8 protein-coding genes are annotated in these 12,032 nt (G+C 72.4%); 6 read left to right on the top strand and 2 right to left on the bottom strand.

What is annotated here, in order from left to right; all coding sequences use genetic code 11:
* Positions 1-37: 37 nt before the first annotated feature.
* Both ACFWR9_RS17585 and ACFWR9_RS17580 read right to left on the bottom strand, forming a co-directional pair.
* Positions 38-1,933, bottom strand: a complete 1,896-nt coding sequence (locus ACFWR9_RS17585) for a BTAD domain-containing putative transcriptional regulator (protein WP_383842503.1) — start codon at positions 1,931-1,933, stop codon at positions 38-40.
* A 740-nt stretch (positions 1,934-2,673) separates the two neighbouring features.
* Entirely contained in the window at positions 2,674-5,064 is a 2,391-nt protein-coding gene (locus ACFWR9_RS17580) for an HAD-IC family P-type ATPase (protein WP_383842500.1), read from the bottom strand.
* A gap of 267 nt (positions 5,065-5,331) precedes the next feature.
* Between ACFWR9_RS17580 and ACFWR9_RS17575 the strand changes: the two genes are divergently transcribed.
* The 6 genes from ACFWR9_RS17575 to ACFWR9_RS17550 are packed head-to-tail and all read left to right on the top strand — an operon-like array spanning position 5,332 to position 11,823.
* Positions 5,332-6,378 (top strand): class I SAM-dependent methyltransferase, encoded by a 1,047-nt coding sequence (locus tag ACFWR9_RS17575; protein WP_383842498.1) that lies wholly within the window; start codon positions 5,332-5,334, stop codon positions 6,376-6,378.
* A complete protein-coding gene (locus ACFWR9_RS17570) occupies positions 6,375-8,009 on the top strand; it encodes an anthranilate synthase component I family protein (RefSeq protein WP_383842495.1) in 1,635 nt (544 codons plus the stop codon). The genes ACFWR9_RS17575 and ACFWR9_RS17570 overlap by 4 nt, the downstream gene beginning before the upstream one ends.
* The gene (locus ACFWR9_RS17565; protein WP_383842492.1) at positions 8,006-8,608 is read left to right on the top strand and encodes an anthranilate synthase component II; all 603 of its coding nucleotides are present in this window, start codon (positions 8,006-8,008) and stop codon (positions 8,606-8,608) included. The genes ACFWR9_RS17570 and ACFWR9_RS17565 overlap by 4 nt, the downstream gene beginning before the upstream one ends.
* On the top strand, positions 8,601-9,626 hold the full coding sequence (gene trpD / locus ACFWR9_RS17560) for an anthranilate phosphoribosyltransferase (RefSeq protein WP_383842489.1): 1,026 nt from the start codon (positions 8,601-8,603) through the stop codon (positions 9,624-9,626). The genes ACFWR9_RS17565 and trpD overlap by 8 nt, the downstream gene beginning before the upstream one ends.
* Positions 9,623-10,396: an indole-3-glycerol phosphate synthase TrpC gene (gene trpC / locus ACFWR9_RS17555; protein WP_383842486.1), complete on the top strand. Its 774-nt coding sequence runs from the start codon at positions 9,623-9,625 to the stop codon at positions 10,394-10,396. The genes trpD and trpC overlap by 4 nt, the downstream gene beginning before the upstream one ends.
* Positions 10,393-11,823, top strand: a complete 1,431-nt coding sequence (locus ACFWR9_RS17550; RefSeq protein ID WP_383842483.1) for a class II 3-deoxy-7-phosphoheptulonate synthase — start codon at positions 10,393-10,395, stop codon at positions 11,821-11,823. Before trpC ends, ACFWR9_RS17550 begins: the two co-directional genes overlap by 4 nt.
* Positions 11,824-12,032 lie beyond the last annotated feature (209 nt).

Below are 12,032 nucleotides of genomic sequence, written 5' to 3'. Positions count from 1 at the left end.
CCCCGGCAGGGTCGTACGGGCCGTCGTCGTACCCGGATCAGTCGGTGCCCACCCCGCACGGGGTGCCGGCCGCCAGGCAGTGGAAGGCGTGCAGCCGCACCAACTCCTGCCACCGGTAGCGCATCTCGCCCCAGGCGCTGCGGCCCACCGCCTCCACGAGCTGGGCGTCGACCAGCGTCTCGATCAGGTCCTCGGCCTCCAGCAGATCCGTGCCGAGCACCTTCGCCGCCTCCGCGGCCTCGAAGTCCGAGTCGTCGAGACGGCTCAACTCCCGGTAGGCGGACGCCACCCTGGGATCCAGGTCCCGCATGCTGCGGTCCAGCCGGGCGCGCAACGAGTCGTCCCCGATGCTGAGTTCCGTCAGCCGGTCGCCCGAGCGCTCCAGGCGGCGGACCAGATCGAGGACCCGCCAGTGCGTCTTGGTGAGCAGCCGGGCCGCGGCGGCCCGCAGCGCCAGCGGGGTGTGCCCGCACAGCGCGGCGAGCCGGCTGGTCGCCTCGGGGGAGTCCTCCGCCCTGGCGTCCCGCAGCACACTGGTCAGCGTCTCCCGGGACTCGTCGTCCGACAGCGGCGCGACGCGCAGCCGCAGGGCGCGGTACTTCTGCATCAGCTCGTCCAGGTTGGCCCGGCCGGTGATGAGGACGCAGCACCCGCCGCTCGTGGGCAGCAGATGACGCACCTGGGCGTACGACGAGGCGTGGTCGAGCACGATCAGGACGCGCCTGCCCTCCAGCATCCCGCGATACCGCTCGGCCGCGTCCGCGGGTTCGGCGGGCAGCGGGCCCTCGACGCCCAGTTGGCGCAGGAACTGGTGGAGCACACCCAGCGTGTCGCCCTCCCGGAGGTCGGCGAAGAGCTGCCCGTCGGGGAATCTGTGGGCTGTGCGGTGCGCCCAGTTGACAGCGAGGCTCGTCTTTCCGATTCCGGGACTTCCGGTGATGTAGGCGATGGGGGATGGATTCTGTGCGGATCCGTCGAGCAGCACATCATCCATCAGCCACTGCTCCCGACTACGCCCGATGAAGTAGGCGTCGCTTTCCGGAAGCTGACTGGGAACGGTCTGCTGTCTGCCCCTTTGCGGCGCCGCTATGCCGGGGACGTCGAGCTGTGGGAATTCGTCCCGGAGGATCGAGTCGTGCAGCGACTGGAGGTCGGTGCCCAGTTCGAGACCGATCTCTTCGATGGAGTGCCGCATTCCGTCGCGGAATGTCGTCAGCGCCTCCGCCCGCCGGCCCGAACGGTACTGGGCGAGCATCAGGTAGTAGCGCAGCCGGTCCCGCAGCGGGCAGGCGCCGACCAGTGCCTGGAGTTCGCCCAGCACGGCCTGGTGCTCGCCGAGTTGGAGGCGCAGCGCCATGTGCTGCTCCACGGCCAGCATCCGCTGTTCGTCGAGGCGGGCCGCCTCGGTCTCGGCGAAGGGCGCGTAGACGCCGCCGAGCGCGGGGCCGCGCCACAGCGCCAGCGCCTGGCGCAGTGCCTCCGCCGCCGGTGCCGGGCGGTTCTCCACCGTCAGCTCCGTTGCGCGGGCGACCAGTTGCTCGAAACGGAGCGAGTCGAGCGAGTGGCCGCTGAGGCTGAGCATGTAGCCGGGCGTGGCCGTGATGATGGTTTCCTGGTCCCAGCCCGCGGTACGGAAGATCTTGCGCAGAGTGGCGATGCAAATGGCCACCTGAGTGCGCGCCGTGCTCGGCGGACGCCCGTTCCAGACTTTCTCTATCAGGGAATCAAAGGAGACGACCTGATTGAACGAGAGAAGCAGGGCGGAGAGTACGGCCCGTTGCCTGGGACCGCCCACCGTAAGACCTCGGCCGTTCATATGTACTTCGAGCGGCCCGAGCACTCCGAATTCGAGACCGACGGCGGGTATTTCCTTTTGGGAGTTCTCCGCATTGCCGATTCTCTTGTATATCGGTTCTATCAGCCGAAGATCCATGACCTCTTGATACCCCCGCGTCAAGTTTTGCTGATGTCTGCGTGCTGAAATGCTCCGGATCTTCCGGGTGCCGCGGACATGAAAACTGCGCGAAGGTCGGGTCAGCCGGGTTCGCCGCTGGTAGGGCCCTCGTCACCATGTCACTCACCTCCGGATCCGGTTGCTTCGTCAGGAGTTCCTGGGTTGTGTGAGTTCCTCACTTCCGCTCGGGTCCATGCGCCCGGCCCGGTGGCCGGGCGGCAGTGTGAGGGAGAGCGTCGCGAATGTCACTGTTGTGGTCGCCGGCGCGGCACCGCCTGCGGCTCGGCCCAATGTGACCTGCGGATTTTATCCGTCGTAGCTGGCTCCCCCCTGCCTGCAGTCGAATAATACGGATCTTCTTTGACTCCAACACTCAACTTTCGTCAGGTCTCTGCCATGGCTTTGGTTAGGGCGTCGTTTCTTATTCCCCCGGGGCTGGGATCCGGCCCCACGGTTACCCGTCGGTCACCTTCCCTGCGGATTGTGTAAACAACGTGAACTCCGCTGGTGGCGGCCGATGTCGTGGCCCGCCCCGGCCGGCGCGGCCGGGTGGGGCGGGGGCGCTCCGGAGCCGTCGCGTCCGGTCGCACCGGTGCGGAGGTTTGGCTGGATCGTGACGCCCGTGGCGTCAGGAAGCCGTACAGACGAAAGGGACGCCCGGCACGGACCGGGCGTCCCTTCCTCTCACCGGGCGGTACGGGGGACGACCGCCCGGTCGCTCACTCGGCGTCGAGCCCGCGCCGCATGCGGGCCCAGACCACCTCCAGTACCAGTCCGGCGACCGCCGCACAGGCGACCGCCGTCCACGGAGCGGCGACACCGACCAGCTTCAGCTGGAAGAACTCCTGGAGCCACGGCACCACCAGCACCACCGCGAAGCTCACCGCCATGGTCAGCACCAGCAGCACCCGCCACCAGGTGTACGGGCGGGCGATGATGGCCAGGGCCCACAGCGCGGTCAGGAACAGTGCGAGGGTCGCCGCCGAGGTCTCGGCGTCCAGGTTGTCGTCGTACACGGACCGGGCGATCAGGTAGGCCACCGAGGTCGCGGTGGCCGCGAGCACGCCGGCCGGGATCGCGAACCTGAGGACGCGGCCGACGAAGTTGGTCCGGGCACGCTCCGTGTTGGGGGCGAGCGCGATGAAGAACGCGGGGATGCCGATGGTCAGGGAGCCGACCAGGGTGATGTGGCGCGGCAGGAACGGGTAGGGCACCTGGGCGAGCACGACGACCAGCGCCATCACCACCGAGTACACGGTCTTGGTGAGGAACAGGTTGGCCACCCGCTCGATGTTGCCGATCACCCGGCGCCCCTCCGCGACCACCGAGGGCAGCGCGGAGAAGTTGTTGTTCAGCAGGACGATCTGCGCGACCGCCCGGGTGGCCGGGCTGCCCGAGCCCATCCCCACGCCGATGTCCGCGTCCTTGAGCGCGAGGACGTCGTTGACGCCGTCGCCGGTCATCGCCACGGTGTGGCCGCGCGACTGGAGGGCGCCCACCATGTCCCGCTTCTGCTGCGGCCCGACCCGCCCGAAGATGGAGTTCTCCTCGACGGCGTCGGCCAGTTCCTTCGGGTCCTCGGGCAGGAACCGGGCGTCCACCGGCCGCTCCGCTCCCGGCAGTGACAGGCTCGACGCGACGGCGCCCACCGAGACGGCGTTGTCGCCCGAGATCACCTTCGCCGTCACGCCCTGGTCGGCGAAGTACCGCAGGGTGGCCGGCGCCTCCTGCCGCACCCGCTGCTTGATGACGACGAGCGCGGCGGCCGTGACCGCGTCGGGTACGGCGGCGGGGTCGTCCATGAGCGCGTCCAGCGGCCTCGAACAGCGCGCGAGGAGCAGCACGCGCAGCCCCCGCGCCCCGTAGGAGTCGGCGGCGGTGAGCACCGAGTGGCCGGCCGGCAGCATCGCGTCCGGCGCCCCGAGCAGCCACGCCGACTCGGTGCCGGACGGCTCGACGAAGGAGGCGCCGCTCCAGCGCCGCGCGGACGAGAACGGCGCGGTGGCGGTGCGCCGCCAGCCCTCGGGAGCGGGGTAGGCCTCGATGATCGCCTGGAGGCTGGAGTTGGGACGTTCGTCGGCGGCGCCGAGCGCGCCGAGCACCGCCTCGACCGGCACGTCCGGCAGCAGTGGCAGGACCTCGTCGATGTCCATCGACGCCTCGGTGAGCGTGCCCGTCTTGTCCAGGCAGACCGTGTCCACCCGGGCCAGCCCCTCGATCGCGGGCAACTCCTGGACGAGGCACTGCTTCTTGCCGAGCCGGACCACACCGACCGCGAAGGCCAGGGAGGTCAGCAGCACCAGGCCCTCGGGAACCATGGGGACGAGACCGCCCACCATGCGCCGGATCGCCTCCGAGAAGTTGTCGTCGTTCACCACGAACTGCGTGATGATCAGCGCGATGCCCGCCGGAACGATCGCCCAGGTGACGAACTTCAGGATCCGGTCGATGCCGTTGCGCAGCTCGGAGTTGACCAGGCTGAAGCGCTTGGCCTCCTCGGCGAGCTGCGAGGCGTACGCCTCCCGGCCCACCCGGGTGGCGGTGAACGCCCCCGATCCGGCGACCACGAAACTGCCGGACATCACCGGGTCGCCGGGCTGCTTGACCACCGGGTCGGCCTCGCCGGTGAGCAGCGACTCGTCGACCTCCAGGCTGTCGCCCGAGGTGACCGTGCCGTCCACCACGATCTTGTCGCCCTGACCGAGGTCGATGGTGTCGTCGATGACGATCTCGGAGGCGCTCAGCTCGACCCGCTGCCCGTCCCGCCAGACCCGCGGCCGGCTCTCACCGACGATCGCGAGCTGGTCCAGGGTCCGCTTGGCGCGCACCTCCTGGATGATGCCGATCAGTGTGTTGGCGAGGATGACCCCGCCGAACAGTCCGTCCTGCACCGGCCCGACGATCATCACGATGACGAACAGCACGCCGATGATCCCGTTGATCCGCGTGAACAGGTTGCCGCGGACGATCTCGCCGATGCTGCGGCTCGACCGGGCCGGCACATCGTTGACCTGCCCCGCCGCGACCCGTTCGGCGACCTCCGCCGCGCTCAGGCCGACTCTCCCGCCGACGCGTGTCGTGCCCCCCGGCTCGTCCAACTGGTTCTTCATCCCTGACGCCCTCCCGGGCTCGACTCCGCGCTCAGTTCCGGTCTCGGCTGCGTCCCCCGCCAAGTGACTGTAGGAGCCCGCCATCCACCGCCACCAGGCACGAACGACGTCTCTTCCGCCTTACTTTCGACAGGGACGGCTCTTGGCCCGGCGGGGCGAAAACCGATCGATATCGAGCAGAAAGTCGACGCTCCTAGCGTCGTGCCCGCACGCCCGGCGGGCATCGCGTTGGCCCGCGCCCACCCCCACCCGAGGAGATCCCGACGCATGCACGCACAGACGAGCGGACACCCCGTGACCGGGGACGACGTGCGGGGACAGCTGGCGGAACTGCGGCGGTACCACCCCGAGTTGCACGCCCTCGCCGACCCGCGGCGGATCGCCGCCTGGGAGGCGGCCTGGGACGCCACCCTGCCGTGGCACGACGACTTCGGCGCCGACGGCGAGGGCAGCCGGGGCGTGGAGTACGTGCAGGCCCAGACCCTCAACCGGCGGGCCCGCGAGACCGGGATCAGGAAGCTCCTCGGCTTCGCCGACACCGCCCGCCGCACGCCGGACGGCGAGCGGCCCGTCCTGGTCGACCTGCTGGGCGGGGACGGGCTGGTCCGCAAGGTGTGCGAGGACCTGGGCATCGGCGACTTCAACATCCTCACCTGCGACGCGTCCCCCCACATGGTGACGACGGCGTGGGCGGCGGGCGTACCCGCGCTGCTCCAGCGGGCCGAGCAGCCGCTGCTGCGCGACCGCAGCGTGGACGCCGTACTCCTGGCCTACGGCTCGCACCACGTGCCGCCCTCGGACCGCCAGACGGTGGCCACCGAGGCGCGCCGGATGCTCCGCCCCGGCGGCACGTTCGTCCTGCACGACTTCCTGGTCGGGTCCCCCGTGGACGTGTGGTTCGAGGAGGTCACCGACGTGTACTCGGCGACCGGCCACAAGTTCCTGCACTTCACCCGGGACGAGATCGACGGATACCTGGAGAAGGCCGGCTACGACCACCGCGAGGTCGTGGAGATCGACGACCCGTACACCGCCGTCGGCGCCACCCCCGAGGAGGCCGAGCTGGAGATCGGCCGGTACCTGCTCAACATGTACGGGCTGGTCAAGGTCTTCGAGGGCCGCACCGAGACCGAGGCGTACCGCTGGGTCGCCGAGACCGCGAAGGCCGTCTTCCGCTACCCGGACACCCCGGGCTCCCTCACCTCCTGCGCACTGCGCCGGGAGGAGGCCAGCGGCGGCTGGCGCGTCACCATCCCCCGGCGCGCCGTCGTCGGAGTGGGCCGGGTCTCCGCCGCCGCCGGGAAGGCGGCATGACCACCCACGCCGCAGGGACGCGCACCGCGGACGCACAGGACGCACAGGACGCACAGGACGCACCGGATACGCCGGACGCACCGGATACGCCGGACGCACCGGGCGCACTTGGCGCACCGGGCACACCGGATGCACCCGATGCGTCGGACGCACCCGATGCACAGGACGCCCGGGAGGCGGCCGAGGCGGCCCGCGTCACCGTCCCGGACCGCTCCGCCGCCGCGGCACTGGCCCGGGAGCACGACGTCATCCCGCTCCACCAGGAGTTCCTGGACGACGCCATCAGCCCCGTCACCGCCTTCTCCCAGCTGTGCGGAGAGGACGAGGCGGGCTTCCTGCTGGAGAGCGTGCCCGTCTCCGGCGGGGTGGCACGCTACTCGTACGTCGGCCACCGCCCTGTCCCGCTGGACCTGCCCGGCGGCGACCCGCTGACCGCGCTGCGCGCCTTCCTGGCCCGGTCCGCGGCCCCGGTGCGCGGACTGCCGCCGTTCCACGGCGGGATCGTCGGCTACCTCGGCTACGAGGCGGCCCGCCACTTCGAGGACCTGCCCCTCGCCGAGGGACCGCCGCCCGGCCTGCCCGAGTCCGCCTTCCTGGCCGCCGACGACCTCGTGGTCTTCGACCACGCCACCCGGCGCGTCCTGCTGATGACCCTGTACCGCCCGGCCCTGGAGTCCTACGACGACGCCGTCGCCCGGATCACGCACCTCAACCGCAGGCTGCGCGAGGCGGACCGGCCCGCCGGGTTCGCCGGCCGGCCGCTCGCCGACACCGCGCCCGCGGACACCGAGACGGACGGCTGGACCGCCAACCTCACCGAGGCGGAGTTCACGGACCGCGTCGCCCGCGCCCGCGAGCACATCGCGGCAGGCGACGCCTTCCAGATCGTGCTCTCCCGGCGGCTGAGCAGACCCCTGCGCGCCGCACCGCTCGACCTGTACCGGCATCTGCGGGCGACCAACCCCTCGCCGTACATGTACCACCTGAGCCTCGGCGGCGGCCGGCACATCATCGGCGCCTCGCCCGAACTCCTCGTCAAGGCGACCGGCCGCACGGTACGCACCCGGCCGCTGGCCGGCACCCGCCCCCGGCACCCCGACCCCGCCGAGGACCTGCGGCTGGAGCGGGAACTGCTCGCCGACGAGAAGGAGCGTGCCGAGCACGTGATGCTGGTCGACCTCGGCCGCAACGACCTCGGCCGGGTCACCGAGCCGGGCACCGTCCGGGTGGAGCGGCTCATGCGCGTCGAGCGCTTCTCCCACGTGATGCACCTGTCGTCCACCGTCGCCGGGCAGCTCGCACCGGGCCGGGACGCGCTGGACGCCCTGCGCTCCGCCTTCCCCGCCGGCACCCTCTCCGGGGCGCCCAAGATCCGGGCCATGGAGATCATCGCCGAGCTGGAGCCCGAGCGGCGCGGCGTGTACGGCGGCGCCCTCGGGTTCGTCGGCGCGGACGGCCTGACCGACTTCGCGATCGCGCTGCGCACCATGGTCGTCGCCGACGGGCAGGTGCACGTGCAGGCGGGCGCGGGGATCGTCGCCGACTCCGACCCGGCCGCCGAGTTCCGCGAGACGCTGCACAAGTCGCGGGCCATGCTCACGGCCGTACGGCGGGCGGAGGCCGGGACATGAGCGCCCCGCACGGAGCCCGCCCGGGTGCCGGGCCGCGGGTCGCGGTGGTCGACAACTACGACTCGTTCACCTACAACCTCGTCCACTACGTCGCCGAGCAGGGCGGCCGACCCACGGTCTTCCGCAACGACGCCGTCGGCCTCGCCGACCTCGCCGCGTTCGACCTGCTGCTGCTCTCGCCCGGCCCCGGCACCCCGGACGAGGCGGGGATCTGCGTCGAAGCGGTCCGCGCACTCGGCGCGCGGCTGCCGATCCTCGGCGTCTGCCTGGGCCACCAGAGCATCGCGGCGGCCTTCGGCGGCTCGGTGGTGCGCGGCGAGCAGGTGCACGGCAAGGCCTCCGCGGTGCACCACGACGGCAGCGGCGTCCTCGCCGGCCTGCCCGACCCCTTCACCGCCACCCGGTACCACTCGCTCGTGGTCGCGCCCACCGGTCTGCCGGACGAGCTGGTCGTCACGGCCCGCACGGCGGACGGCACGATCATGGGCCTGCGCCACCGCGAGCACCCCGTCCACGGGGTGCAGTTCCACCCGGAGTCGGTGCTCAGCCCTGACGGCAAGCAGCTGATCGCGAACTTCCTGGAGTGCGCTGATGATTGAGTCCCTGAGAACGCTCGTACGGCGCCCCCTCACCGAGGGCGAGGCCGCCGAGGCGATGCGCGTGATCATGCGCGGCGAGGCCACGGCGGCCCAGATCGCCGGGTTCGCGCTGGCCGTCACGGTGCGCGGCGCGTCCGTGGACGACCTGGTCGGCATGGCCCGCGCCGCCCAGGAGTTCGCCACGCCCGTACCGTGCGCGGGCGACCTGCTCGACACCTGCGGAACCGGTGGCGACGGGCTGAACACCTTCAACATCTCCACCGCGTCCGCGATCGTCGCCGCCGCCTGCGGGGTGCGGGTCGCCAAGCACGGCAACCGCAGCGCCTCCTCTGCCTGCGGCAGCGCCGACGTGCTGGAGGAGCTGGGCATCCGCATCGACCTCGGCGCCGAGGAGGCCGCGGCCTGCCTGGACCGCGCCGGGATCACCTTCCTGTTCGCCCCGGTCTTCCACCCGGCCTTCCGGCACACGGCGGGCCCGCGCCGGGAACTGGGCGCCCGGACCGTCTTCAACCTGCTCGGGCCGCTGTGCAACCCGTCGGGCGCCCGGCTGCGCACCCTGGGCGTGCCGAGCCGGGAGCTGGTGGAACCGATGACCGAGGTCCTCGACCGGCTCGGCGTCACCAGCGCCCTGGTCTTCCACAGCGAGGACGGCATGGACGAACTGAGCACCGGCGCACCCGCGCACATGGTCGAGCTGCGCGACGGCCGGCGCACCACCCACCGCTTCGACCCCGCGGACCACGGACTGGCCAGGTCCCGCCCCGGCGACCTGGCCGGCGGCGACCGCGCCGTCAACGCGGCCGTCGTCCGCCGCGTCCTGGCCGGTGAGCGCGGCCCCGCGCGGGACGTCGTGCTGCTCAACGCCGCCGCGGCCCTGCGCGTCGCCGACCTGGCCGGCACCTGGCCCGAGGGCCTGCGCCTGGCCGCGTCCGCCGTGGACGGCGGCGCCGCCGCCGACCTGCTCGACCGCTGGACCCGCGCCTCCTGGCAGCGCGCGGACATGGAGGTACCGGCATGAGCATCCTCGCCACCCTGGTCGCCGACGCGGAACTCCAGACGCGGCGCCGGCGCACGGCGCGCCCCGAGGCGGAACTGGCCGGCCTGGCCGCCGCCGCGCCCCCCGCCCGGGACTTCGCCGCCGCCCTGCGCGAACCGGGCCTCGGCGTCATCGCCGAGATGAAGCCCCGCAGCCCCTCCAAGGGCCCGCTCACCGACGACTACCGGCCCGCCGAACTGGCCCGCGCCTACCAGGGCGGCGGCGCGCACGCCCTGTCGGTGCTCACCCACGAGGCCGGCTTCGGCGGCAGCCCCGAGCACCTGGCCGTCGCCCGCGCCGCCTGCGACCTGCCCGTGCTGCGCAAGGACTTCGTCACCGACGAGTACCAGATCCTGGAGGCCCGCGCGCTCGGCGCCGACGCCCTGCTGCTGATCGTCGCCGCGCTGAGCCAGGAGCGGCTGGCCGAACTCCTCGCCCACACCCGGGCACAGGGTATGGAGGCGCTGGTCGAGGTGCACGACGAGCGGGAGGTGGACGTGGCCCTCGCGGCGGGCGCCGACATCATCGGCGTCAACCACCGCGACCTGCGGGACTTCTCGATCGACCGGACCCTTTCGGCCCGGCTGCGCGGGCGGGTGGGCGCCGGACGCGTCATGGTCGGGGAGAGCGGCGTACGCGGCGCGACGGATGCCCGCGCGCTGGAAGGGGCCGGGGTCGACGCGGTCCTGGTCGGAGAACTGCTCATGCGGGCCGGGGATCCCGGTGCCACGATCAAGGAACTGGTCGGATGACGGCGAGCGACACCCACACGACACGACGGGCGGCCCCGGACGGGACCCGGACGGCGGACGGAGGCGGACGGGCCGCGTGGAGCCCGGACTCGTGGCGTAGCCGCCCGGCCGCCCAGCAGCCGGACTGGCCCGACCCGGAGGAGCTGCGCGGGGTGGAGAACACCCTCGCGCTGCGGCCCCCGCTGGTGCTCCCCGAGGAGATCCTCGACCTGCGCCGCTCGCTGGCCCAGGTCGCGGCGGGGGAGGGCTTCCTGCTCCAGGCGGGCGACTGCGCCGAACGGTTCGGCTCCTGCACCGAGGCCGGGGTGCGCGGCAAGCTGCGGGTGATCCTCCAGGTGGCCATCCTGCTCACCTACGGATCCGGTCTGCCGGTGGTCAAGGTGGGCAGGATCGCCGGCCAGTTCGGCAAGCCCCGCAGCCGGCCCACGGAGACCGTCGACGGCGTCGAACTGCCCGCGTTCCGCGGCGACATCGTCAACCGGCCCGAGTTCACCGCCGAGGCCCGCCGCCCGGACGCCGGCCGGCTGCTGAGCGCCTACCACCACGCGTCGGCGGCCCTGAACGTACTGCGCGCGCTGACCCTCGGCGGCTACGCCGACCTGGGCCAGGTGCACGACTGGAACCAGGAGTCCGTCCGGCGCAGCGCCGCGGGACAGCGCTACGAGAAGGCCGCCGACGACATCACCTGGGCCCTCAGGTTCATGTCCGCGTGCGGCCTGGACACCCGCTCCCAGGCGGCCCTGCACCAGGTGCAGCTCTACACCTCGCACGAGGCGCTGCTGCCGCAGTACGAACAGGCGCTGATCCGGTACGACGAGAAGCGGCGCGGCTGGTTCGACACCAGCGCCCACATGCTGTGGATCGGCGACCGCACCCGGCGGCTCGACGGGGCGCACGTGGAGCTGCTGGCCGGGGTGGACAACCCGGTCGGCGTCAAGGTGGGCCCGTCCACCGGCGCCGCCGACCTGCGCGAGCTGTGCGAGCGGCTCGACCCGGACCGCGCCCCGGGCAGGCTCGTCCTGATCAGCAGGCTCGGCGCGGGACGCGGCGCGGAGCTGCTGCCGCCGGTGCTGCGGGCCGTGCGGGACGCCGGGCACACACCGGTGTGGGCCTGCGACCCCATGCACGGCAACACCTTCGTCTCGGAGAGCGGCTACAAGACCCGCCGGCTGTCCGACATCACCACCGAGGTGGCCGAGTTCTTCGCCGTGCACCGCGAGGAGGGCCTGCACCCGGGCGGCATCCACCTCGAACTCACCGGCGACGACGTCACCGAATGCCTCGGCGGCGACCTCGACGAGGTGCTGGACACCCACCTGGCCAGCCGCTACGAGACCGCCTGCGACCCGCGGCTGAACGCCGCCCAGTCCATCGAACTCGCCTTCCGCGTGGCGGAGTTCCTGCGGGAACAGCGCAGCGGGGCATGAGCCGTACTGCCGAAGGTAAGTTCCACGCCTGACGAACGCCAGGTGTGGCGCGGGGGACGGTCTCCGTACCCTCGTGCCAGGGCCTGACATTCCCCCGCAGGCTCCGGTCGAACCGGCCCGGGGGCGGCGATCCGACCTCTGCGGACCGCCCCCCCCCGGCCCGCGCCCGCTCCGCCGGGGCAGACGGCGGGCCCCCGGCAGTAGCGCCC

Origin of the sequence: Streptomyces sp. NPDC058534 (genome assembly GCF_042717365.1) — a bacterium.
Lineage (GTDB): Bacteria > Actinomycetota > Actinomycetes > Streptomycetales > Streptomycetaceae > Streptomyces.
This window is presented reverse-complemented; position numbering and strand designations above follow the sequence as displayed.

Excerpts from the sequence above, each read along its gene's own strand:
- ACFWR9_RS17580 (WP_383842500.1), bottom strand. The coding sequence starts at position 5,064 with ATGAAGAACCAGTTGGACGAGCCGGGGGGCACGACACGCGTCGGCGGG.
- trpC (WP_383842486.1), top strand. The coding sequence starts at position 9,623 with ATGAGCATCCTCGCCACCCTGGTCGCCGACGCGGAACTCCAGACGCGG.
- ACFWR9_RS17570 (WP_383842495.1), top strand. The coding sequence starts at position 6,375 with ATGACCACCCACGCCGCAGGGACGCGCACCGCGGACGCACAGGACGCA.
- ACFWR9_RS17585 (WP_383842503.1), bottom strand. The coding sequence starts at position 1,933 with ATGGATCTTCGGCTGATAGAACCGATATACAAGAGAATCGGCAATGCG.
- ACFWR9_RS17565 (WP_383842492.1), top strand. The coding sequence starts at position 8,006 with ATGAGCGCCCCGCACGGAGCCCGCCCGGGTGCCGGGCCGCGGGTCGCG.
- ACFWR9_RS17550 (WP_383842483.1), top strand. The coding sequence starts at position 10,393 with ATGACGGCGAGCGACACCCACACGACACGACGGGCGGCCCCGGACGGG.
- ACFWR9_RS17575 (WP_383842498.1), top strand. The coding sequence starts at position 5,332 with ATGCACGCACAGACGAGCGGACACCCCGTGACCGGGGACGACGTGCGG.
- trpD (WP_383842489.1), top strand. The coding sequence starts at position 8,601 with ATGATTGAGTCCCTGAGAACGCTCGTACGGCGCCCCCTCACCGAGGGC.